The 21,613-nt window shown below is 70.0% G+C and carries 22 protein-coding genes; 6 read left to right on the plus strand and 16 right to left on the minus strand.

Translation table 11 applies throughout. From position 1 onward, the window contains the following. Positions 1 to 11 precede the first annotated feature (11 nt). From OG370_RS11510 to OG370_RS11565, 12 genes are all read right to left on the minus strand, one after another. Complete coding sequence (locus tag OG370_RS11510; RefSeq protein WP_443060650.1) at positions 12 to 731, minus strand: hypothetical protein; 720 nt, start codon at positions 729 to 731, stop codon at positions 12 to 14. Continuing rightward, positions 728 to 2,026 carry an MlaD family protein gene (locus tag OG370_RS11515; protein WP_328463232.1) on the minus strand — a complete coding sequence of 433 codons (1,299 nt, stop codon included), beginning with the start codon at positions 2,024 to 2,026 and terminating at the stop codon, positions 728 to 730. The genes OG370_RS11510 and OG370_RS11515 overlap by 4 nt, the downstream gene beginning before the upstream one ends. Next, entirely contained in the window at positions 2,026 to 3,216 is a 1,191-nt protein-coding gene (locus tag OG370_RS11520) for an MCE family protein (protein WP_443060651.1), read from the minus strand. The genes OG370_RS11515 and OG370_RS11520 overlap by 1 nt, the downstream gene beginning before the upstream one ends. After that, complete coding sequence (locus OG370_RS11525; RefSeq protein ID WP_328463234.1) at positions 3,213 to 4,382, minus strand: MCE family protein; 1,170 nt, start codon at positions 4,380 to 4,382, stop codon at positions 3,213 to 3,215. Before OG370_RS11525 ends, OG370_RS11520 begins: the two co-directional genes overlap by 4 nt. Continuing rightward, a complete protein-coding gene (locus tag OG370_RS11530) occupies positions 4,379 to 5,458 on the minus strand; it encodes an MCE family protein (protein ID WP_328463236.1) in 1,080 nt (359 codons plus the stop codon). The genes OG370_RS11525 and OG370_RS11530 overlap by 4 nt, the downstream gene beginning before the upstream one ends. Next, complete coding sequence (locus tag OG370_RS11535; protein ID WP_328463238.1) at positions 5,455 to 6,486, minus strand: MCE family protein; 1,032 nt, start codon at positions 6,484 to 6,486, stop codon at positions 5,455 to 5,457. Before OG370_RS11535 ends, OG370_RS11530 begins: the two co-directional genes overlap by 4 nt. Continuing rightward, positions 6,483 to 7,769 carry an MCE family protein gene (locus tag OG370_RS11540; protein ID WP_328463240.1) on the minus strand — a complete coding sequence of 429 codons (1,287 nt, stop codon included), beginning with the start codon at positions 7,767 to 7,769 and terminating at the stop codon, positions 6,483 to 6,485. Before OG370_RS11540 ends, OG370_RS11535 begins: the two co-directional genes overlap by 4 nt. After that, positions 7,766 to 8,656, minus strand: a complete 891-nt coding sequence (locus tag OG370_RS11545; RefSeq protein ID WP_328463242.1) for an MlaE family ABC transporter permease — start codon at positions 8,654 to 8,656, stop codon at positions 7,766 to 7,768. The genes OG370_RS11540 and OG370_RS11545 overlap by 4 nt, the downstream gene beginning before the upstream one ends. A 3-nt stretch (positions 8,657 to 8,659) precedes the next feature. Continuing rightward, positions 8,660 to 9,505: an MlaE family ABC transporter permease gene (locus OG370_RS11550; protein ID WP_328463244.1), complete on the minus strand. Its 846-nt coding sequence runs from the start codon at positions 9,503 to 9,505 to the stop codon at positions 8,660 to 8,662. Between the two features lie 25 nt (positions 9,506 to 9,530). Next, positions 9,531 to 10,520: an ABC transporter ATP-binding protein gene (locus tag OG370_RS11555; protein WP_328463246.1), complete on the minus strand. Its 990-nt coding sequence runs from the start codon at positions 10,518 to 10,520 to the stop codon at positions 9,531 to 9,533. 82 nt (positions 10,521 to 10,602) lie between these two features. Beyond that, a complete protein-coding gene (locus tag OG370_RS11560; protein WP_328463248.1) occupies positions 10,603 to 12,345 on the minus strand; it encodes a DUF6801 domain-containing protein in 1,743 nt (580 codons plus the stop codon). Between the two features lie 219 nt (positions 12,346 to 12,564). Next, positions 12,565 to 12,999 carry a hypothetical protein gene (locus OG370_RS11565; RefSeq protein WP_328463250.1) on the minus strand — a complete coding sequence of 145 codons (435 nt, stop codon included), beginning with the start codon at positions 12,997 to 12,999 and terminating at the stop codon, positions 12,565 to 12,567. Here OG370_RS11565 and OG370_RS11570 point away from each other — a divergent pair. Then, complete coding sequence (locus tag OG370_RS11570) at positions 12,998 to 13,261, plus strand: hypothetical protein (RefSeq protein WP_328463252.1); 264 nt, start codon at positions 12,998 to 13,000, stop codon at positions 13,259 to 13,261. The two genes, OG370_RS11565 and OG370_RS11570, sit on opposite strands and share 2 nt — an antisense overlap. 120 nt (positions 13,262 to 13,381) lie before the next feature. Here OG370_RS11570 and OG370_RS11575 read toward each other — a convergent pair whose 3' ends face one another. Next, positions 13,382 to 14,014, minus strand: a complete 633-nt coding sequence (locus OG370_RS11575) for a hypothetical protein (protein WP_328463254.1) — start codon at positions 14,012 to 14,014, stop codon at positions 13,382 to 13,384. 473 nt (positions 14,015 to 14,487) lie between these two features. Between OG370_RS11575 and OG370_RS11580 the strand changes: the two genes are divergently transcribed. The 3 genes from OG370_RS11580 (at position 14,488) to OG370_RS11590 (ending at position 17,407) form a co-directional block, all read left to right on the plus strand. Then, positions 14,488 to 15,792, plus strand: coding sequence for a helix-turn-helix domain-containing protein (locus tag OG370_RS11580; RefSeq protein WP_328463256.1), 1,305 nt, complete (start codon positions 14,488 to 14,490; stop codon positions 15,790 to 15,792). Positions 15,793 to 16,058: 266 nt separating this feature from the next. Then, the gene (locus OG370_RS11585) at positions 16,059 to 16,784 is read left to right on the plus strand and encodes a dienelactone hydrolase family protein (RefSeq protein ID WP_328463258.1); all 726 of its coding nucleotides are present in this window, start codon (positions 16,059 to 16,061) and stop codon (positions 16,782 to 16,784) included. A 197-nt stretch (positions 16,785 to 16,981) separates the two neighbouring features. After that, positions 16,982 to 17,407, plus strand: coding sequence for a hypothetical protein (locus OG370_RS11590; RefSeq protein ID WP_328463260.1), 426 nt, complete (start codon positions 16,982 to 16,984; stop codon positions 17,405 to 17,407). Between the two features lie 76 nt (positions 17,408 to 17,483). On the opposite strand, the gene OG370_RS11595 is transcribed toward OG370_RS11590, so the two are convergent. From OG370_RS11595 to OG370_RS11610, 3 genes are all read right to left on the minus strand, one after another. Then, positions 17,484 to 18,146 (minus strand): HAD family hydrolase, encoded by a 663-nt coding sequence (locus OG370_RS11595; protein ID WP_328463262.1) that lies wholly within the window; start codon positions 18,144 to 18,146, stop codon positions 17,484 to 17,486. A gap of 176 nt (positions 18,147 to 18,322) precedes the next feature. Beyond that, positions 18,323 to 18,550 carry a DUF397 domain-containing protein gene (locus OG370_RS11600; RefSeq protein ID WP_328463264.1) on the minus strand — a complete coding sequence of 76 codons (228 nt, stop codon included), beginning with the start codon at positions 18,548 to 18,550 and terminating at the stop codon, positions 18,323 to 18,325. A gap of 170 nt (positions 18,551 to 18,720) precedes the next feature. Continuing rightward, positions 18,721 to 19,971 (minus strand): helix-turn-helix domain-containing protein, encoded by a 1,251-nt coding sequence (locus tag OG370_RS11610; protein WP_328463266.1) that lies wholly within the window; start codon positions 19,969 to 19,971, stop codon positions 18,721 to 18,723. A gap of 274 nt (positions 19,972 to 20,245) precedes the next feature. Between OG370_RS11610 and OG370_RS11615 the strand changes: the two genes are divergently transcribed. Then, a complete protein-coding gene (locus OG370_RS11615; protein ID WP_328463268.1) occupies positions 20,246 to 20,485 on the plus strand; it encodes a hypothetical protein in 240 nt (79 codons plus the stop codon). A gap of 211 nt (positions 20,486 to 20,696) precedes the next feature. Then, complete coding sequence (locus tag OG370_RS11620; protein ID WP_328463270.1) at positions 20,697 to 21,551, plus strand: helix-turn-helix domain-containing protein; 855 nt, start codon at positions 20,697 to 20,699, stop codon at positions 21,549 to 21,551. The last annotated feature ends 62 nt before the right edge of the window (positions 21,552 to 21,613 follow it).

Genomic DNA, 21,613 nt, shown 5'->3' on the forward strand with positions numbered 1-21,613 from the left:
GTGGTCATCCCTTAGCTCGCGCCGATCGGGACCGCGGTGAGGGCGGCGAGTTTCCAGGTGCCGGCGGTACGGGACAGGTTGGCTTCGAAGCGTTTGCGATCGGTGGTGGCCGTACCGGACTTGGGGGTGAGGCGGACCTGGACGGTGACGATGATCTTCGCGGTGCCGGCCCGGGTGTCGAGCTCGGTGACGGCCGCGTCCGTGACGGTGCCGTTCGTGGAGGTGCCGGCCGCCTTCATCGTCGCGGTGTCGGAACCGTGGGTACGGGTCAGCTGGTCGTGCAGCGGGCCGGTGGTCACGCCGAGCCAGCCGTCGAGGTCGCGGTCGACGTGCGCGGAGTCCACGGTGTTGAGCCGGGCCACCCCTTGCTCCCCCGCGCCCTGAGCGGCGTCGCGGGCCTTGCCGTAGGACAGCGCGCCGTCGCCACGGGTGTCGGCGTAGGACCAGGCGGAGAGCCCGCACAGCAGCAGCGCGGCGGTCAGCATCGTGGCCCAGGCGACCGCGGTCCGCCGGGCCCGCAGCGCGCGCAGGACGCCGGCGGCCCGGCGGCGCGGGGTGGACCTCCCCTCGTCGGCGTCCGCGGCCCCCTCGTCGGACTCCGGCCCCAACTCCGGCTCCCCCTTCGCATCCGGTCCCAACTCCCGCTCCGGGTCCGCATCCGGGTCCGGCTCCAACTCCGGCTCCGCCTCCGTGCTCACGTCCGGCTCCGCCTCATCCGTCGTACCGCTCATCGTTGGTCCTCCAGGCCGAGCAGGCCCGCCATGGTGGTGGGCCCGGCGGCGGGCAGCGCGGGCAGGGCGAGGGCGCCGGGCAGCGCCGGCCCCACGGCGGGCGTGGCCGCGGGAGCCGCGGCCGTCGACGACTGCGTGGACGTCGGCAGGACCGACCCCGGCTGCGCGGGGGTCGGCACTCCCCCGCCGCCGGGCGCGTGCGCGGAGCCGCGGACGTCGGTACCGGAGGAGGCGGGCGCGGTGCAGCGGGCCGCGGTGTTGAACGCGGTGGCCGGCGGGCTGGTGTCGAGGCCGTTGCGGTAGGTGGTGCCGCCGTATCCCGACGTGCACGGCAGCGGTGAGAAGAAGGTGACGGCCATGCCGAAGTCCAGCTTGCCGTCCTTGACCGCCGAGGAGCCCGCGGCGGCCACGGCGGGCATCTTCACCAGGAACTCCTGGATGCCGTTCTGCCGGGTGACCGCGATGTCGGAAGTGGTCAGCAGGTTGGCCAGCACCACGCTGAGGTTGGGGCCGACGTCCCGCAGCAGCGCGCTGACCTGGGTCGCGGCGCCGGGCGCGGCCGCGATGAGGCGGCGCAGGTCGGTGTCGGAGTCGTCGAGCTGCGCGGCGAGCTGGTTGGCGCTGGTGGCGAAGTTCTTGATCGCGTCCGACTCGTCGACCTGGGTGCGCAGCACCGTCCGCCCGTCGTTGATGAGCGTGGTGTCGACGGGGAGGTTGGCGTCGGCGGCGGTCAGGAACTCGCTGCTGGTGTCGAGCAGGGACTGGAGGTTGTCGCCCTGGCCGCTGAACGCCAGGCCGAGTTCGTCGACGTCGGTGCGCAGGGCGTCCAACGGCACGGACTGGGCGAGGTCGTTGACGCTGGTGAGCAGGTTGGTGACGGGCGCGGGCACCTTGGTGCTGGCCTGCGCGATGGTCGAACCGCCGTGCAGGTAGGGCCCGTCGCTGGTGCGGGGTTGCAGGTCGATGTACTGCTCGCCGACCGCGGACAGGCTCGCGACGACCGCGGAGAGCCGGCTGGGGATGTGCGGGGCGGAGTTGTTGATCCGCAGTTCCGCCTCGACGCCGTCGGGGGTGAGCCGGATCGGGCCGACCCGGCCGACCGAGACCCCCCGGTAGGTGACGTCGGCGTGCTCGAACAGGCCGCCCGCCTCGGGCAGTTGCACGTCCACGGTGTAGTAGCCGCGCAAGCCCACGTAGCGGCCGAGGTCGGCGTAGCGGACGCCGACGAAACCGATCACGAGGACCGCGACGATCAGGAAGGCGATGTTCTTGGCGACGGTGGCGCGGGTCAGCATCAGTGGCCCCCTGAGGTGGTGGCCGACGAGGATGTGCCCGAGGGGGTGGCGCCCGAAGGGGTGGTACTCGACGGCGTCGTGACCGAGGGCAGCGGCAACGGCAGACCGGTCGGGGGCTTCGCGGACTTCTTCCGCACCGAGGGGTCCACGGACTGCAGGCCCGGGTAGTCGCTGTCGCCGGCCTGGAGTTCGGGGATGAGCTGGGTACCGGAGGCCGCGGTGAGGTCGAGGTAGACGTTGAGGTAGTCGCCCTTGACGCCGTTGAGCACCTCGTCGGTGAACGGGTAGGTGAGCAGCACCTGGAGGGAGTCGGGCAGGTCGTCGCCGGCGTCGGCGAGCCGCTGGAGGGTGGGGCCGAGGGACTTCAGGTCGGCGACGATGTCGTCCTTGCTCCGGTTGACCGTGTCGGTGGCGACGCCCGAGAGGGTGTCGAGCGAGCGGAGCATGGTGACCAGCGAGCCGCGCTGCTGCTCCAGCACCTTCAGGCCCGGGCTGAGGCTGGTGAGCACGGTGCCGATCTTCTGGTCGCGGGTGGCGAGGGTCGCGGAGAGCTTGTTGACGCCGTCGAGGGCGTCGGTGATGTCCTTCTTGTGGGCGTCCAGGTCGGAGACGAGCGTGTTGACCTGGGTGAGCATGTCGCGGACCGCGGGTTCGTTGCCGCTGAGCGCCTTGTTGAGCTGGGTGCTGATGGTGTGGATCTGCTGGATGCCGCCGCCGTTGAGCACCAGGGACAGCGCGCCGAAGACCTCTTCCACCTCGGGGTTGCGGTTGGTGTGCGAGGTGGGGATGGTGTCGCCGGCTTGGAGCTTGCCGGTGGCGGGTTCGGTGCTGGGCGGGTCGGCGAGCTGGATGTACTTCTCGCCGAGCAGGCTGGACTGCTCCAGGTGCGCGTAGGCGTTCGACGGGAGTTTCACGTTGCCGTTGAGCTTCATGGTGACGATGGCCGACCAACCGCCGTGCGCCAGCGCGATCTTGGTGACCCGGCCGACGGCGACGTCGTTGACCCGTACCGACGCCTGCGGCACCAGGTCGAGGACGTCGGCGAACTGGGCCCTGACGGTGTAGGGGTGGCTGCCGAGGTTGGCGCCGCCGGGCAGCGGCATGCTCTGCACGTTGGTGAAGGAGCAGCCGGTGAGGGTGAGGGCGGTCGCGGTGAGCAGGGCCGCGGCGGCCGCGTGGCGGGCGTTCACTTGGCCGCCCCCTTGCTGCCGCTGCCGTCACTGCCGCTGCTGCCGTAGACCGTGCCGACCGGTGGCAGCGGCAGCGGCGGGGTGGAGGCGTTCGGACCCGAAGTGCCCTTCCTCGCAGCGGTGTTGGAGGTGGTGCCAGTGGTGCCCGTGCCGGCCGTGGACGTCGTGTCGGTCGGGTCGACGCTGCCGCCCATGCTCAGCTCGTTGATGTCGGTGCGGCCGTCGAGCGTGCCGGTCTTCGGGTTGTACGTGTTGAGGAGGTTGTCGGCGGCGAGCGGGGCGTCGTCGAGGAGTTCGGCGAGCGAGGCGCGCTGGTCGACGAGCGTCTGCGTGATCGGGGTGAGCTTGGTGATGCTGGTCTTCAGCCGGCCGCGGTTGTCCTGGATGAAGGTCTTCACCGAGCCGAGCGCGGTGGACAGTTGCTGGAGCGCGCCGCCGAGGTCCTCCTTGTCGTCGGCGAGGAAGCCGCTGACGGTGGAGAGCTGGTCGGTGGCGGTCTTCACCTTGCCGTCGTTGTTCTTGAGCATGGTGGTGAAGGACTGGAGGTAGGCGAGGGTGGAGAACAGGTCGTCGCTGTGGCCGTTGAGGGTCTTGGTGGCCTGGCCGAGCTGGTCGATGCTGTCGCCGATGTCCTTGCCGTTGCCCTTGAGGTTCTGCGACCCGACGTCGAGCAGGTTCGACAGGGCGCCGGTGGTGTTCGCGCCGTTGGGGCCGAGCGCCTTGCTGAGCTGGGTGACGGAGGCGTAGAGCTGGTCGATCTCGACCGGTGTCGCGGTGCGGGCGGCCGGGATGACGCCGTGGTCGGCCAGTTGGGCGCCGCCGGTGTACGCGGGGGTGAGCTGGATGTAGCGGTCGGCGACCACGCTGGGCGCGACCACCACGGCGCCGGCCTTCGCCGGCACCTTGATGCCGTGGTCCAGCCGCAGCGCCACCTTGACCTGCTTGCCCTGCGGTTTGACGGACTCCACCGTGCCGACCTTCACGCCGAGGATGCGCAGGTCGGACCCGGCGTACACGCCGACCGTACGGTCGAAGTACGCGGTGACGTGCTTGCCGGACGGCCCACCGAGGGCGACGAACCCGGCGGTGACGGCCGCGGCCGCGACGATCACCAGCACCACCGCCACGGACAGCGCGCGGCTCAGCCGCCGCGGGAAGACGCTCACGACGCTCCTCCGGTCGCCTTGGGCGGCATGCAGCCGGTGGTCGGCGGGGTGCCGCTGGGCAGGTAGTTCTTCGGCACCAGCCCGCACAGGTAGCTGTCGAACCAGCGGCCGTTGCCGAGGGTGTTGCCGACCACCTGGTAGTAGGGGCCCGCCAGCGCCAGCACCTTGTCGAGGCTGCTCTGGTTGGCGAGCAGCACGTTGGTGACGCGGTCGAGGGCGGCCAGGGTGGGCGCGAGCTGCTTGTCGTTGTCGGCGACCAGGCCGTTGAGCTGGGTGCCCAGGTTCTGGGTGCCGGTGAGCAGGGAGTGGATGGCGGTCCGCCGTTTCTCGACCTCCCCGAGCAGCAGGTTGCCGTCGGAGATCAGCTCCTGGAAGCGGCTGTTCTGGTCGGAGAGGGTCTTGGTGAGCTTCTTGCTACCGCTGAGCAGCGAGGCGAGCTGCGCGTCACGGCTGGAGATGGTCTTGGACAGCGACGACAGCCCGGTGGCGGCGGTACGCACCGAGGCCGGGGTGTCCTTGAACGTGTCGGAGATCGCCTGGAAGCTCGCCGCGAGCTGGTCGGTGTCGATCGCGCCGAAGGTCTGGCCGAGCCCGTTGAACGCCTGCGTCACGTCGTACGGCGAGGTGGTGCGGGACTTGGGGATGGTGTCGCCGGGGTCCTGCTCGCGGTCGCCGAGCGGGTCCAGCGCGAGGTACTTCTCGCCGAGCAGCGTCTTGATGCCGATGGCGGCGGTGCTGGCGTCGCCGATCCAGGTGTGCCGGACCCGGAAGGTGACCTTGACCTGGTCGCCGTCCAGCCCCACATGGGTGACCTTGCCGACCTTGACGCCCGCCACCCGCACCTCGTTGCCGCTCTTCAGGCCGGCCGCCTCGGTGAAGTGGGCGGAGTACGTGGTGCCGCCGCCGATCAGCGGCAGCGCGTCGGCGTTGTACGCGACGAGGCTGAGCAGAGCGAGTACCAGCAGGCCGACGACGCCGACCGCGATCTGGTTGCGCTCGCGCAGCGGCCGGAAGAGCGGGTGGCCGCGCCGGGCGGGGTGGCGGCGCAGGCGGAGCGTGGGCGGTCTCAGCCTCATGACCGGCACCTCGATTCGGTGATCGCTATACCGGTGGGCGGCGCGCTGCCGTCGGAGGTGGTGACGCCGTGCACGGTGGCCTGGCACAGGTAGAGGTTGAGCCACGAGCCGTAGGAGGCCAGCCGGCCGATGGTCTGGAGCTTGCCCGGGGTGGTGGTGAGGAACTTCTGCAACTGCGGCGTGTTGTCACCGAGATTGGTGGAGACCCGGTTGAGCTGGGCGATGGAGTTCTTCAGCGGCTGCCGGCCGTCCTGGAGCAACCCGGCGGTGCTGGTGGTGAGTTGGGAGATGGCGGTGATGGACTGGCCGATCGGCTCGCGGTCGGCGGAGAAGCCGGTGACGAGTTGCTGGAGCGAGGTGATCAGGTCGTTGAAGCCGGCCTCGCGGGTGTTGACGGTGGTCAGCACCGAGTTGAGGTTGTCGATCACCTGGCCGATCACCTGGTCCTTCGCGGCGAGCGTGGTGGTGAGCGAGCCGATGTTGCCGAGCAGGCTGTCCACGGTGCCGCCCTCGCCCTGGAGGACCTGCACGATCTCCCCGGAGAGCTGGTTGACGTCCTTCGGGGAGAGCCCCTCGAAGAGCGGCTGGAAGCCGTTGAAGAGCTCGGTGAGGTCCAGCGCGGGCGTGGTGTGGCCGAGCGGGATGGTGGCGCCCGGGTGCAGGCTGCTGCCGACCGGGCCGCTGCCCTGCTCCAGGTCGATGTAGCGCTGGCCGACCAGGTTGAGGTACTTGATGGTCGCGGTGGCCGAGGCGGGCAGGGTGCGGCCCTTCTGCACGGAGAAGTGCACCTTGGCGACCCGGTGCCTGACCACCTTGATCGACTCGACCTGACCGACCTTGACGCCGGCGATCCGGATGCTGTCGCCCTTGTTGAGCCCGGTGGTGTCGGTGAACTCGGCGTTGTAGCCGGAGGTGTTGCCGACCCCGGCGCCCGCGATGCTCACCGCGAGCACCGTGGTGGCGAAGGCGGTGACCAGGATGAAGATCAGCGACTTGACGATCGGCCCGGTCAGGCTGCGGCGGTTCACTTCACCGTCACCTCCGCCCCGCGGTAGACCGGCCCGGTCAGCACGCTGCTCCAGTCGGGCAGCTTTCCGGGCGAGGTGTTCATGCCGGGCGCGAGCAACTCGTCGACCAGCTCGTTCTCCTGCGGGGAGTTGGCGATCGGGGTGGTGCCGCGGCCGGTGTACGGCACCGGGTAGCACTGCGGGCCGCCGCTCGCGTCGTACACCGGGGTGTCCTTGCCGGCCACGTACTTGCCGCGGGAGGCGACCGCGGTGACGTCGACGTGCAGGCCGGGTTCGTCGGTGCCCTTGCCGAGCACCTTGTCCATCGCCGGCACGAAGTCGGCGAGGGTGCGCAGCGTGCAGGGGAAGGACGGGGCGTACTCGGCGAGCAGTTGCAGGGTGCCGCGGCTGTCGGCGGCGAGGTGGATCAGGTTCTCCTTGTTCTGCCGCAGGTAGGTGGTGATGTCCTGCGCGGTGGCGGTGGTCGAGCCGTACAGCGTGCTGAGGTTGGCCTGCTGCTGGGCGATGGTGCCGCTGGTCTTGGTGAAGTCGGTGAGCGCCTGGACGATGTCGGGCGCGGCCGCGTTGTAGGTGTTGCTGACCGTCACCAGTTGCTTGATGTCGTCGGTGAGCGCGGGCAGTTGGGGGTTGAGCTTGGTGAGGTAGCGGTCGAGCTGGACCAGGGTGGTGCCGAGTTCCTGGCCGCGGCCGTCGAGTGCGGTGGCGACCGCGTTGAGGGTGGCGGCGAGTTTCTGCGGCTGGACGGCCGTCAGCAGCGGCATCACGTTGTCCAGCACCTGTTCGAGTTCGACGGCGTCGGCGGAGCGGTCCTGCGGGATGGTGCTGTGCGCGGCCAGCGCGGGGCCGCCCGAGGGACTGTCGGCCGGCGGTACGAGCGCGACGAACCGCTCGCCGAACAGCGTGGTCGGCAGCATCTGCGCGGTGACGCCGGCCGGGATCTGGTGCAGCCTGCCGGGGTCGATGGCCAGCGTCAGCCGGGCGCCGGTGCCGTTGGCGTGGATGGCGGTGACCCGGCCGACCACGACGCCGCGCATCTTCACGTCGGCGCCGAGGTTCATCTCGTTGCCGGCGCTTCCGGTGTCCACGGTGACCTTGGCGTCGTTGCTGAACGACTTGTCGTAGACGGCGACCGCGAGCCAGGCCAGCAGCGCGGGCACCAGCAGGAAGATGATGCCGGCGGTGCGGCGGCGGGCGGCGCCGCTGCCCCAGCCGCGGACCGGGCGGGCCGGCGGGGCGGGCGGAGCGGGCGGCGGCCCCGGGGTACGGGTGTCGGTGGTGGTCATCCCGCCACCCGCACGGTGGTGGTGGCGCCCCACAGCGCCAGCGACAGGAAGAAGTCGGTGAGCGAGATGATCACGATCGCGTTGCGCACCGACCGTCCGACGGCGATCCCCACCCCGGCCGGGCCGCCCTTGGCGGTGAAGCCGTAGTAGCAGTGCGCGAGGATCACCACGACGCTGAAGATCAGCACCTTCAGTATGGACAGCAGTACGTCCTCCGGTGCGAGGAAGAGGTTGAAGTAGTGGTCGTAGGTGCCGGGCGACTGGCCGTTGAACCACACGGTCACCAGCCGGGAGGCCGCGTAGCTGCTGAGCAGGCCGATGCCGTAGAGCGGGATGATCGCGACCACGCCGGCGATGATCCGGGTCGTGACGAGGTAGGGCATCGAGCGCACGCCCATGCTCTCCAGCGCGTCGACCTCCTCGTTGATCCGCATCGCGCCGAGCTGTGCGGTGAACCCGGCGCCGACGGTCGCGGACAGCGCGAGGCCGGCGATCAGCGGGGCGATCTCGCGGGTGTTGAAGTAGGCGGAGATGAAGCCGGTGAACGCGGCGGTGCCCAGCTCGTTCATCGCCGCGTAGCCCTGCAGGCCGACGACGGTGCCGGTGGCCAGCGTCATGCCGATCATCACGCCGACGGTGCCGCCGATGACGCTCAGGCCGCCGCTGCCGAAGGCCACCTCGGACAGCAGCCGCAGTACCTCCTTGAGGTAGCGGCGCAGGGTGCGCGGCACCCACAGCACGGCCTTGACGTGGAAGAGCAGGTGGTCGCCGGTGTCGTCCAGCCAGCGCAGCCAGCGTCCCGGGCGCACCCGGCGGGCGCGGGGCTGCGGCGCGGCGGCGGGCTCGGGCGGCTCGGGCCGCGGGGCGTCCTTGTCGAGCAGGGCCATCGCTCAGGCTCCCTTCTGCGGCACGAGCTGGAGGTAGATCGCGGTCAGCACCACGTTGACCACGAACAGCAGCAGGAAGGTGATGACCACGGACTGGTTGACCGCGTCGCCGACGCCCTTCGGGCCGCCCTTGGGGTGCAGCCCGCGGTAGGCGGCGACGATCCCGGCGATGAAGCCGAAGATCACCGCCTTGATCTCGGAGATGTACAGGTCGGGCAGTTGGGCGAGCGCGGAGAAGCTGGACAGGTACGCGCCCGGGGTGCCGTGCTGCACGATCACGTTGAAGAAGTAGCCGCCGGCGGTGCCGACCACCGAGACCAGGCCGTTGAGCAGCAGGGCGACGAGCATCGTGGCCAGCACCCGCGGCACGATCAGCCGCTGCACCGGGGAGACGCCCATCACCTCCATCGCGTCCAGCTCCTCGCGGATCTTCCGCGAGCCGAGGTCCGCGCAGATCGCGCTGCCGCCCGCGCCCGCGATCAGCAGCGCCACGATCAGCGGGCTGGCCTGCTGGATCACCGCCAGCACGCTCGCCCCGCCGGTGAACGACTGGGCCCCCAACTGCTGCGCAAGCGAACCGACTTGAAGCGCGATCACGGCGCCGAACGGGATCGACACCAGCGCCGCGGGCAGGATCGTCACGCTCGCCACGAACCAGAACTGCTCGATGAGTTCGCGGATCTGGAACGGCCGCCGGAAAGTGTCCCGGACGGTGGTCGCCGCAAGCGTCAGGAGCTGGCCGGTCTCGCGCAGCGCGCCGGCGCCGGGGATGGAGCGGCGGGGGACGGCCGCGGAGCGCGCGGGCGACACCTTCCGCGGTGCGGACTCCGGTACGGGCGGCGCGGTCATCCGGCCACCTCCGCGGCGGGCCCGGTCATGCGTGCTCCTCCTGTACGGGGGCCTGCGCGGGGGCGAGTCCGGCCTTCATGGCCGTCCGCGCGGCGACCGGCAGGTCGTCCCACATCGCCAGCACCCGGGCCCGGCGGCGCTGCACGGCCTGGCGCGGCGGCAGTCCGGGGCTCGGTTCGAGCTGGGGGGCGATCCGGCGCGGCAGTTCGGCGGGCAGGTCGGTCGACTGCTCGCGGGCCAGGGTGGCTTCGTCCTTCTCCTCGGCCATCCCGATCGGGCCCTCCTTGCGGCCGCCCAGGAACTGCCGCACCACCGGCTCGTCGCTGGTCAGCAGCAACTCGCGCGGCCCGAAGGCGACCAGCCGGCGCCGGAAGAGCATCCCCATGTTGTCCGGCACGGTCGAGGCGATGTCGAGGTTGTGCGTGACGATCAGCATCGTGGCGTCGATCTGCGCGTTGAGGTCGATCAACTGCTGCGAGATGTACGAGGTGCGCACCGGGTCGAGCCCGGAGTCCGGTTCGTCGCACAGGATGATCTGCGGGTCCAGCACCAACGCCCGTGCCAGCCCGGCGCGTTTGCGCATCCCGCCGGATATCTCGCCGGGCAGCTTCCCCTCCGACCCGATCAGGCCGACCATGTCCATCCGCTCCATGACGATGCGGCGGATCTCCGACTCCTTCTTGCGGGTGTGCTCCCGCAGCGGGAAGGCGATGTTGTCGAAGAGGTTCATCGAGCCGAACAGCGCGCCGTCCTGGAACATCAGGCCGAACAGCTTGCGGGTCTCGTAGATGTCCCGCTCCTTGCCGCCGACCATGTCGACGCCGTTCACCATCACCCGGCCCCGCTCCGGCTTGAGCAGGCCGATCACGGATTTCAGGAACACGGTCTTGCCGGTGCCGGAAGGCCCGAGCATCACGCTGACCTCGCCGGGCGGCAGAGTGAGCGTCACGTCTTCCCAGACGGTCTGTTTGCCAAAGGACTTCGTCAGACCCTCGACGATCACTTCGATTCCCATTGCACCTCCCGGGGGCGGTTGTGGTGGACGGACGGGTGGGGGGCGGTGGTGCGGTGGACGGAGGTACGTCCGGCGGCGGCGGTCACTTGGTGGACCCGGCGCGGACGGGGAGCTGGGGCAGCGGGATGTCGGGTTCGACGCAGTTTTGCGGCGTGGTGCCGTCGCTCGGTGAACACAGCGGCGCCTGGACGAAGTTGAGCGTGTTGCCCGGTCCCGAAAGGGACGCGGTGAAGAGCGAGTTCAGGTTGTCGCCGTCACGCGTCACGCAACCCGTGAACGGCGGGATGACCAGGTTGTTGTCGACGAGCGGCCCGCCGGTCTCGAGCACGTAGTCCGGCCTGCCGTCGTCGCCCGGCAGGCCCTCGTCCTGCCGACCGGTGAGGACGACGTTCAGCGGCTTGGCCGTGTGGCAGCCGGAACCGAGGTTCATGGACACGCCGTTGACCTTCACGTTGCTGAGCCGCAGGTCCTGGTAGCCGCCGACTGTGGTGATCTGGGGAATCCCCTGCGCGGGATAGCCGTTGCTGGCGACGGTCATGGGGCCTTCGGCGACAAAGTTCACGTCAGCAGTGATCGGCACGAACTCGAAACTGAGGAACGTCGAGTGCGAGGTGGGCAGTTGAATCCCGAGAAGCGAATCCTGCTCGTAGTAGTTGATGGCCGGCACCACGGCAAGGCGGCGATCCGTATTGATCGTGGCCAGCCCAGGCTTGCCACGGGGATCGTTGACGATCATCGCGCCGTTGAGCTTGTTGACGTTGGAGAATCCGGTGAAGTAACCACACAGGAGCGCGTCCGGATAGGTCACTCCTGCAGGGGGCAGGATGATGGCTCCTGCCGGTGGAGTGGGCAGTCGGCTGGGATCCAGCTCACCTTTCGGCGCCGCATCGCAGGTGGTCCGGCCCGAGTGCGGCGGAGACGTGTCCAGCGGGACGATGGTGGTACGCGTGTTTGTCGGCGAGCTGCCCGCGGACGGGGAGGACGACGGGGAGCCGGACGGCGTACCGGACGTCCCCGTGGCGCCGGTCGAGGTGCCGGAGGACGGCGTCGAAGAGGTGCCACCGGGCACCGTCACCGTCCCGAGGGTGATGTCCTGACCTGCCTTGGCCGCGCACAGCCCGGTGATGTCGGTGAGCGACCCTGCGGCGCTGCCACTGGCGACGGTGCCGGAACCGGCGGGAGCGTTGCCGGAGATGTCCGACGGGCTGACCGCTCCACTGTCGTCCGAACTGCTTCCGCCCGTACCGGAATCGGCGGGGGTCGACGGGTCCGCGGTGGGTGTGCCCGGGTCCGAGGGCGTACCGGCAGCGGACTGCGGATGCAGCGTCAGGTCCAGGTCGCCGGCAGCGAAGACCAGATCACCCCCGGCCGTCACCGAGACACCCGGCACCTTGCCGGTGAAGACCAGGTCGAGATCGCCGCTGCCGGCCACGGTGGTGGACTTCGCGGTCAGGTCCGGCCAGATCACCACGGTCCGCGAGGTGCCCTGGGTGACGTTCGTCTTCATGTCGGTGCTGCCGCTGAGGGTGTCGGCCTCGGCCGGGACCAGCGCGGTGACGGCGGCCCGCGGGATACCGACGGTCAGCGTCAGGTCGCCCGGCTGGATCGGCTTGCCGACGGTCCCGTCCGCCGGGTACGCCTGCTTGATGCCGACGCTGATGTCCTGCGGGTCCTGGCCGGCGCCGAACTGGCAGGTGTACGCAAGCGAGACCCCGTCGGGCTCGCCGCTCGCCGCGGAGTCCGTGCCCGGCAGCAGCCCCGCCAGGAGCGCGGCGGCCGCGACGCCCGCGAGCTGCACCACTCGACGCGGACGCGGTCGGCTCACTCGCACGGCACCCCTCATTTCCGAACTCCTCTTCCAGCCCTGGCGGCAGGACATTACGTGTGGGTAATAAGGGTGGACAAGTGATCGAACGGCCGAAGATCCGGCGAATTTCCGGAGCCCGGAATTCTTGTCATCGGGTGACAAACGGCAACCGGAATTTTGTCCTCCAGTGAGTCCTGGCGGGGCCCTGCGCCTCGCCTGGGCTCACCGCGGGGACCGTCAGCCGGGCACGCCGTCCGGGCGGATGGTCTGGGCCGGGGTGACGTTCAGGGTGGTGGTGAAGTTCCACGCGTCACCGTCATTGATGAGGCCGAGGAATGTGCCCGCGGTGTTGTACGTCCGCAGGTTGCCGCCGCTGAGCCTGAGTTGGTGGGTTCCGTTGACGTACGCGGCGTCGATCGTTCCCGTCCCGGAACCGGCACCGCCCGGGCCGTCGAAGTCGTCGGTGTTCCCGAGACCGCTCCAGTGCAGCGACACGCCCGTCAGGGTGCCCGTCGTGGCATCGGTGGCCGCGTCGTATCCGGAGGCGTTCACCCCCCACGGCAGGTGGCCGGCCGTGGCCGTCATCTTGATGCCGAGCGGGCCGCTGCAAGTGAACGACGACACCACGGTGATGTCTGCGATGCCCGCGCCCGGCAGTCCGGAACCCGTCATGAGCGCGCCCGCAACCGAGAGCCCACACGTGAACGCCGTACCGGTGGTGGCGTCCTCCATGACGGCCGACGTGGACGTGGCCGAGAACGCACCCCCCGGCGTGACCGTCCATCCGCCGTCCGCGGCGGAACCCGTTGCCGCCGACGCCGGAGCACCCAGCATGAGCGCCCCGCCGAAAACGGCCGCACCCAGCACGGCGCTCGCCCTGATCCTCCGCCGGGTGAATCTCATCCCGTCGTCCCCCTCGAAGCTGCTCTCATGACGCAAGTCCCCTCCCTGGCACAGGGACCCCGGCCTCAGACCGCGGGCCGGGGTCCCTGCTCGTGCGGTGGTGCGGCGATGCGGTGGTGCAGCGAACCCGCCCGCTACGAGATCCGCCGGGTCACGGCGAGGTGATCTGCAGGGTGCTCGGCGAGACGATGTAGTCGCCGGTGTACGTGGTCGCGTCACCGGTGTTGATCAGGCCGAGGCAGGTGCCCGACACGTTGTAGGCGTGCAGGTTGCCGGTACCCAACACCTTCAGGTCGTGCGTGGAGTTGGTGTAGCTCACGTCCAGCGTGGCCGGCGTGGTGGCGCTCGCGCCCGCGAAGGTGGCGGTGCAGCCGAGGCCGCTGATGTGCGCCTCGACACCGGTCAGGGTGCCGGTGGTGACGCCGCCGCTGTAGCTGACGGCGTTCAGCGCCCACGGGGTGTTGTCGGCCGTGACGGTGAACGTGATGCCCAGCGGGCCGGAGCAGGTGGTCCAGGTCACGCCGGCGATCGACGCGATGCCGGTGCCGCTGGCACCGGTGGTGTTCGGCGCGCTGCCGGTCGCGGTGGACGACTTGCAGCTGAGCGTGGTGCCGGTGGCGGTGTCCTTCAGCGTGGTGTTGGTGGAGGTGGCCGTGAACGAACCGCCGCCGGTGACCGACCACGTGCCGGCCGCGGAGGCCGGGCTGATGGCGAGGACGAGGGACGCGGCGAGCGCGGCGCCGGTGACGACGCCACCCTTGACGAGAGGGGAGATCTTACGCACGGGCTGTTCCTTCCTGGGAGTTGGCGTGCCTGATAAAACCGATGTCTGCGCTGCTCGGGCGCAATTCGGTTGCGACTCACTACCTGGAACGTTGGGTACCGATTCCAGTCGGTTGCCCTTGCGGTGGAGGACGTTACGCACGGGTAACCGGAGGGCGCAAGAATCCGGCCGAAGAATCTCCACCGGCCGCTACCGACCGGTATTTTTCTGTCACCGGGGCAACATCGCCACCGGGCACTTTGTAAAAGAGTGAGCACTTGCAGGCCCGCGGGCCACTTCGCGATCAGCGGGCCCCCGCGGCCCGCGAGCCCCGCGCCACCGTCGCCACGCCAGGCCCCCGCAGGCCGGGGACGGGGCCCGCCCGGCCAGGGATGACAACGTTTCCGTGTCCATGGGGCTGCGCTCCGTAGACGTTTGGTCTATGTTGCAGCGAGGTCACCGAGGCGCGATGGGGCGCACGGGAGGGGGCGGACATGACCGTAATGCGGCAGACCCCGGAGCAAACGGAGGCACCGGGTCCGATTCCACGGGAGTTCGCCGCGATCATGCGCCCTGAACTGCCGAGTCTATTAAAAGAGATGGCGGCTGAAATCGTCGCCGCGATCCCCGAATACGGGCATCTCCTGGAGGGCCCCAACAGCCGGGTGATCAAAATCGGGATCGAGCAGAGCATCGCCACGTTCGTGGACCGGGTGGCCGCCCCCACCGCCACCACCTCGCTGCGTGACGACCTCTGCCGCCGGTTCGGCCGCTTCGAGGCGTACGAGGGCCGCAGCCTGGACAACCTCCAGGCCGCGTACCGGATCGGCTGTCAGGTGGCGCTGCGCCGGGTGCGTACGGTCGGGCGCCGCTACAACCTGTCCGCGTCCTTCATGCTGACCTTCGCCGACGCGCTCTTCGCCTACATGGGAGACCTGGCCGAGCTGTCCCGCGAGGGATACGTGCAGGCGCTCGCCGAGTTGGGCGAGGAGCCGGACAACCGGCGCCGCCGGCTGCTGCGCCGCATTCTCGGCGGCACCGCGGTGGCGCGCAGCGCGCTGGCCGAACTCGCCGAGCACGCGGCGTGGCCGCTGCCGGAGGAGATCACGATGGTGGCGGTCGCCTTCGGCACCCGGCCGGCCCGCACCGCGCTCGATCGCGACGTCCTCCAGGACTTCGCCGATCCCGAGCCGCACCTGCTGATACCGGGGCCGTTCACCGAGGAGCGGCGCGCCTCGCTGACCGCGGCGCTCGGCGGCTGCCGGGCCGCGGTCGGGCTGACCACGGCGCTCGGCGAGGCGGCGGATTCGCTGCGCTGGGCGCGGCACACGCTGGCGCTGGCCAGTTCGGGGGTGGTCGGGGGTTCCGGCGCGGCCGGGCGTGCAGGGGTGAGCGGGGGCGCCGGGGCGGTCGGGGGTTCCGGAGCGGTCGACGGTGCCTCCGACGACGACTCGCTCATCCTCAGCGAGGACCATCTGCTGCCGCTGTGGCTGCTGGGCGACCCGGCGCTCGCCGACCAGATGGCCCGGAAGTACCTCGGGCCGCTGGTCGGGTTGACGCCGGCGCAGCGCACCCGCCTGATCGACACCTTACGGATCTGGCTGACCACCCGCGGCACCGCGGGCCAGGTCGCCGACCAGTTGGGGGTCCACCCGCAGACGGTCCGCTACCGCATGCGCATCCTCGACCGCGCCTTCGGCGACCAACTGGCCCACCCGGACGACCGTTTCGCCACGGAGATCGCGCTGCGGGCCTTACACCTGCGCCAGTACGGGGAAGACGGCTCCCCCACGGCGTAATACGGCGGCGGCTACGGCCCCGGTCACGGAACCGGCCCACGCGTCCCCGGCACCCGTTTCCGGCGTCCCACGGCGGCTCCCGGCACGCCCGCCGAAACCCGTTGCCGCCCACGCCGACCCCTGCTACCTTTCCGGAAGCCGTGCGAGAGAACAAGGAGGTGGTACCCGTGAACACAGTATCTCCATGGGTGCTCCCCTCCAGGGTCACGGCCGGGCGATAGGTCGTCCGGGAGCGCCGATCACGCGCACTCCCGAAAGGCACGACCATGCGGTTCGTTTCCGAACAACGCCTCGACGACGGCGTCCTCGCCCGCGACTTCACCCTCGGCGACATCCCCGGCACCCTGTGGACGCCCGAATCCGCCGTACCGACCCCGCTGATCCTGATGGCCCACAACAACGGCCTGCCCAGGACGGAAGCCCGGCTGGTGGCCCGGGCCCGGCACTACGCGGCAGCCGGCTACGCGGTCGCCTCCATCGACGCCCCCGGAAGCGGTGACCGGCCCCGTTCCGCCACCGACGACCAGGCCCGCGCCGAGCTCCGCCGGGCGATGCAGGCCGGCGAACCGGTCGACGAGATCTTCGAGTCCTTCGTCGGCCCGCTGGTCGAGAAGGCGGTCCCGGAATGGCGGACCACCCTGGACGCCCTCCTCACGCTGCCCGAGATCGACGGCGGCCCGGTCGGGTACTCGGGGTGGACCGCCGTCGGCATCCGGCTGGCCGTGGCCGAGCCGCGCATCAAAGCCGCCGGTCTTTTCGCCGGCGGTTACGTGCCCCGCGCCCAGCGCGAGGAGGCCCGCCAGGTCACCGTTCCGCTGCTGTTCCTGCTCCAGTGGGACGACCGGGGCAACCCCCGGCAGCGGGCCCTGGACCTCTTCGACGCCTTCGGCACCAAGGAGAAGACGCTGCACGCCAACCTCGGCGGGCACACCGGCACCCCGACGTTCGAGCTGGTGGACGGGACCCGGTTCTTCGACCGCCACCTGAAGTAGAACCGGGCCGCCAGGCCGCCCCCGGACGGTAGGGGGTGGGCGGTGCGGGCCAGGCCACCGCGCATTGAGGACCGGCCCTGCCCCTCCTCGATGCGCGGTGAACCTCGACGTTCTCCACAGCCGGCTGCACACCGAGGATGCCCTCGGCACCGAGGGCAGATGGGGGCACCGGGCGTTCGGCTGCCACAATGGCCCCCATGGACGCAGCAGAAACGAGGAGCAACCTCGGACAGGCCCGCCGTTCCCACGACGCTTCGGCGCGTCCGCCCCTGCCGCTCTGGGTGCCGCCGGTGTGCGCCGTCATGTTCGGCGCCGCTGTGGCCCTGCAGACTCCCCGTGACGGCATGCCGGGTCTGACGGCTCCCCTCGTCGGCCTCGCCCTCGCCCTCGGCGCCTACGCGCTGGTCATGGGCGTCCGCGCCCGCCAGGGCACGCCGAAGCGGCGCGTTTCCCCGGCGGCCCTGGCCGCGGCCGTGGTCGGCGCCGCCGTCTTCTCGACGTCCTCCCTCAACAGCAGCAGCACGTCCGACCTGCGCTGGCTCTATCTCGCCTCGGGTGTCGTCGTCGCCGGGATCGTCTGGTACCGCCTGCAGAGGAACGTGCCTGGCAGCGAGCGGAGTTGACGGCATCCCCCGCGTGGGGAACCGTCGGCTCGAAACGAGTGGTCAGAGCCGGCCCGGGAGGGTGCGGGAGCCCCCGTCACCGATCGGTGAGGAGGCCGGGCAGTTTGCGCATGTCGTCGAAGACGACGGTACTGGGGCCTTCGAGGCGGTGCGTGGGAATCATTCCCCCCGCGTAGGCGAACGCGCGCATACCCGCGGCTCGGGCCGCCTCCAGTCCGTACGGGCTGTCCTCGACCACCGTGCACGCCTGGGGCGAGACGCCCATCCGCTGCGCGGCGTGGAGGAACAGGTCGGGCGCCGGTTTGCCGTGCTCGACCTCGTCGGCACTGAAGATGCGGCCCTCGAAGCGTTGACGGAGACCGGTCAGCCCCAGGGTGAAACGCATCTTGTCGTGGCTTCCGCTGGACGCGATGCAGGTGGAGAGATCGGCGACCGCGTCAAGGGCGTCGAGGGCATCGACGACGCCGGGGACGGGGACGAGGTCGGCGGCCAGCGCCTCGCGGTAGAGCGGCTCGATCTCGTCCTGCCAGCCGGCCGGCAGGCTGTCCCCGAGGTGGGCCTCCACCTCCCTCGCCATGGACTGGTTCGAGCGGCCCATGAACCGCTCGACGATCTCGGCCTCGGTGAGGTTCCACCCCCACTTCGCCAGGACGAGGGCATCCACGCGCACGGCGATGCGCTCGCTGTCGACCAGTACCCCGTCGCAGTCGAATATGACGAGTTCCATCGCATGGCTCATAACTGCAGCGTAGACGGGTCTTCTGGACCGGGGCACGCGACGACGAACCCGTGCTCTGCCAGGGGGCAGGACGCCCAAGACGCCCCGGCACGCGAGCCTTGGCCCGGACCGCAGATCCGGCAGGCACCCAACGGCCCTGCGCTCCGGACCGGTCCGGACCACAGGGCCGCCACGGGCTACAGCGAGGGAAGCTCCCCCGTCCGGACGCTGCGCACGAACGCGCTCCAGACGTCCGCGGGAAAGACGAGCGCGGGGCCGTCAGGGTCCTTCGAGTCCCGAACCGGAACCACTCCGGGCATGCCGTCGACGACTTCAAGGCAGCTGCCCTGATCGGGGCCGCTGTAGCTGCTCTTGCGCCATCCGGTGAGCGTCGAGGCCGTTGCGATTATGTGGTCAGAGGTCATGTCCGAAGTCCTTCGCTGTGGCTCGCAGGAGGGTGAGGAGCGCGTCCATCAGGGCAAGATCGTATGTGTTCTGGAACCGCTCAACCATCGCCGGAGAGTCGTGCACTCTGCCCGTGTACAGGCCCTCGACGTAGGCGACCGGCGGTTGGTCCTCGAACCACATTGAACGCTCAGTCGTTGTCTTTGAGGGCCGCTACCAACTGATGTCCCTCCTTCGCGCCCCGTCGTAGCAGGACAGCCGTTGCCGTATGCAATTCGTTCCACGAGTGGGGGCGACCGACGGCGGCTGCGTCTTTAACGGTTGGCAAGGCCACGGAGAGCGCCCGAGCCGGTTCGTCCGCTCCTGCCAGAGCATGAGCAAGGCAGGACCGGAACCACGTCTTGTCCCGCCGATAGACGTCTGGCATCGCTCCCAGTCCGATCGTCAACTGATCAACGGCGGTCTGCCAGTCACGAAGATGCAGTGCCGCCATGCCGCGCTGCATGGTGAACCAGGTCTCGTCGTAGAAGTACATCCAGACCGGTTCATCCTCTGGACGACCGGCCGCTTCGTTGACGAGACTCTGCGCCTCATCCAAGAGGCGGTCCGCCTCAGCACGCGCACCGCCCAGCGCATGGCCACGAGCAGCCATCTGCGCGGCCATCCCCTGTACGCCGCGAGAAGTACCAGGAGCCGACCACCGCGCGGCTTCCGCAAGGTTCACACAACGCACAGCTCGACCCTTGGACCACGCCAGGTGCGCCTTCATGTTGAGAGTTGTGGCCGCCATGTTGGCGTCTCCTGCTTCCAACGCCCATTCGTGGGAGCGGTCGTACCAAGCCAGAGCCGTGATCGGGTCATCCTGATCCTGGGCCATCCACGCAAGGAACTGTGCATGCTCCGCCGCCAGCCGGACCACCCGGTCGGTCAAAGGCCCCCGAGCTCCGGCGTACAACTCCACAACGGTGCGTAGCTGTTGGTGCATCACGTCCACCAACGGCCTTGAGCCGATGTGATCTTCGGCCCTGCGATGCTCGGCCAACAGCCGGTCGAGCCAGTCGAGGGTGGCAGCATCCACCCGCTGGTCTCCATCAACCACGCCCGTTACCCGGGCCAGCAGGTCCTCGTTTGGCGCGCTGCCCAGGGACAGACCGGGAACTGGACCGCTCCCGCTGTCGGCCTCGGCACCAAGAGCCTGGAACCGGTCCCGTAGCCCGAGCCCGACCACGATCCGCTGCCGCACCTCGGCGGAGGTCACTCGTCGCCGGCCGCGTTCGATATCGGAAACGTCGGACTGGGCGAGGCCGGTCCGTTCACCCAGCTTGGTCTGGCTCAATCCGGTGAGCTTGCGGTACGTGCGGAAGACGGCGCCCCAGTCCTCACTGGCAATCGCCGTTGCTAACTGCGGGTGGGACCACAGAGGCCCGGGCGTTTCCTCCATGCCTCAAATATAGGGCGCCCTATAGGGCCTTGGGATGGGACTGGGCGATTTGTGGCGGCAAGGTCTTGTCACGGCAGACCCCCGTGACCGTTTTACCGGTCCGGGGGCGTGGACAACCTGACGAAGGCAGGCTGACATGCGCGGGTTCATGGAGTCGTGGCCACCCGGGGCGAAAGCGGATGCGGGCGGGCCCGCGGTGAGCGGCGGCCGGCTTCTGCCGTGGCCGGGGCCGGACGGGGGTGCGTGCTATCTCCGGTCGGATGAGTGTGACGCGTTGTGGCGGCTGGCCGACGAGATGGAGTCGGTGCAGCTCGGGATGGGCCGGGAACTGCTGGGCTTTGTCCGCCGGACGCTGGCGGAGGCGGCACCTTCGGAGCCCGAACTCCACGGCATGGTGGCGCACTTGTGTACGGCGTTGTCGGACGCGCTGCGGGTCGCCGACAGCCGTGGGGCGCTGCTGGGCCTCCCCGGGAGTAGCGATCGGGTGGGATCGACGGTGGACGTATCCCGTTGATCGGGCCTGCCCTCGTTGCGTGAACTCCCTCTTGTAGCTCAGTCAGGAAGAGCCCGGGCGGCACCGCACGCTCTCCGTTCATTCGTGCGGGCAGGCCCGATGACTCCGGTTCGAGTCCGGACAAGGGGACGTGGCGGCCCGGCACGCGGAATTCCCGCGCGCCCGGACGGAATGCCATCACCACGACCGACACCGTAGAAAGGAGAGCCGTATGGCCGGCACGAGCGGCGGGGACGGCAAGACGAAGACGCTCATCGACTGGGAGTGGTTATCCGCGCGGGAGTTGTACGCGAGTGAGCTGGCCTATCGGCGGCAGCAGGCGGGGCTGACGCTCATGGAACTCGCGGCAAAGTGCATGTACGAACAGTCCTACCTCCACCGGCTGGAGCGGGGACAGCGCCTCGGCACCGTGGAAGCGGCCACAGCACTGGACAAGGTGTACGGCACCGGCGAACTCCTGGTGAAGCTGTGGCACCTGGCCAAACGCGAGGCGAAGGACCGCCCGTTCCTCGGATTGGCACCCTTGGAGGCGGACGCGGTGAGCGTCCAGGAGTACGCGGTCAGCGCCGTGCCGTACCTCCTCCAGACCCGCGCCTACGCCGAAGAGCAACTGCGTACCGCTCGGCCGCACACCATCCAGCAGTTGAGCACCCAGGTCACCGCACGGCTGAAACGCCAGGACCGCCTCACCGGCCCGGACCCCGTCCACTACCGCGCCCTGATCGACGAAGCCGTGCTGCGCCGCAAAGCCCGCGACCCCCGGACCTGGACCGCACAGCTGGAACACCTCATCGAGGTCGCCCCGCAACCCGATGTGTCCCTGCACGTCGTGCCGTTCGGCACCGGACCGCACCACATCCGCAGCTGCCTGGAACTCATCTTCTTCCAGGACGGCCACATCGTCGCCTACACGCAGAGCAGTTGGAGCGGCCACCTCGTCGAAGAACCCGAAGACGTGGAACCGCTGCGCCTGGCCTACGACTTGCTGCGGGACAGCGCCCTCACGCGGACGGACTCGCTCACCTTCCTCCGCACCGCGCTGGAGGAGCACGCGCCGCAAAGGTGAAGGGTGCCCCCGTCCCCGGCTGGAGTTCCGGGAACAGGGGCACCCTGGGTCGCGCACGTGCC

Origin of the sequence: Streptomyces sp. NBC_00448 (genome assembly GCF_036014115.1) — a bacterium.
Lineage (GTDB): Bacteria > Actinomycetota > Actinomycetes > Streptomycetales > Streptomycetaceae > Actinacidiphila.

Excerpts from the sequence above, each read along its gene's own strand:
- OG370_RS11620 (WP_328463270.1), top strand. The coding sequence starts at position 20,697 with ATGGCCGGCACGAGCGGCGGGGACGGCAAGACGAAGACGCTCATCGAC.
- OG370_RS11565 (WP_328463250.1), bottom strand. The coding sequence starts at position 12,999 with ATGACGGGTTCCGGACTGCCGGGCGCGGGCATCGCAGACATCACCGTG.
- OG370_RS11570 (WP_328463252.1), top strand. The coding sequence starts at position 12,998 with ATGAGCGCGCCCGCAACCGAGAGCCCACACGTGAACGCCGTACCGGTG.
- OG370_RS11545 (WP_328463242.1), bottom strand. The coding sequence starts at position 8,656 with ATGGCCCTGCTCGACAAGGACGCCCCGCGGCCCGAGCCGCCCGAGCCC.
- OG370_RS11610 (WP_328463266.1), bottom strand. The coding sequence starts at position 19,971 with ATGGAGGAAACGCCCGGGCCTCTGTGGTCCCACCCGCAGTTAGCAACG.
- OG370_RS11590 (WP_328463260.1), top strand. The coding sequence starts at position 16,982 with ATGGACGCAGCAGAAACGAGGAGCAACCTCGGACAGGCCCGCCGTTCC.
- OG370_RS11540 (WP_328463240.1), bottom strand. The coding sequence starts at position 7,769 with ATGACCACCACCGACACCCGTACCCCGGGGCCGCCGCCCGCTCCGCCC.
- OG370_RS11595 (WP_328463262.1), bottom strand. The coding sequence starts at position 18,146 with ATGAGCCATGCGATGGAACTCGTCATATTCGACTGCGACGGGGTACTG.
- OG370_RS11530 (WP_328463236.1), bottom strand. The coding sequence starts at position 5,458 with ATGAGGCTGAGACCGCCCACGCTCCGCCTGCGCCGCCACCCCGCCCGG.
- OG370_RS11515 (WP_328463232.1), bottom strand. The coding sequence starts at position 2,026 with ATGCTGACCCGCGCCACCGTCGCCAAGAACATCGCCTTCCTGATCGTC.
- OG370_RS11550 (WP_328463244.1), bottom strand. The coding sequence starts at position 9,505 with ATGACCGCGCCGCCCGTACCGGAGTCCGCACCGCGGAAGGTGTCGCCC.
- OG370_RS11555 (WP_328463246.1), bottom strand. The coding sequence starts at position 10,520 with ATGGGAATCGAAGTGATCGTCGAGGGTCTGACGAAGTCCTTTGGCAAA.
- OG370_RS11580 (WP_328463256.1), top strand. The coding sequence starts at position 14,488 with ATGACCGTAATGCGGCAGACCCCGGAGCAAACGGAGGCACCGGGTCCG.
- OG370_RS11510 (WP_443060650.1), bottom strand. The coding sequence starts at position 731 with ATGAGCGGTACGACGGATGAGGCGGAGCCGGACGTGAGCACGGAGGCG.
- OG370_RS11585 (WP_328463258.1), top strand. The coding sequence starts at position 16,059 with ATGCGGTTCGTTTCCGAACAACGCCTCGACGACGGCGTCCTCGCCCGC.
- OG370_RS11600 (WP_328463264.1), bottom strand. The coding sequence starts at position 18,550 with ATGACCTCTGACCACATAATCGCAACGGCCTCGACGCTCACCGGATGG.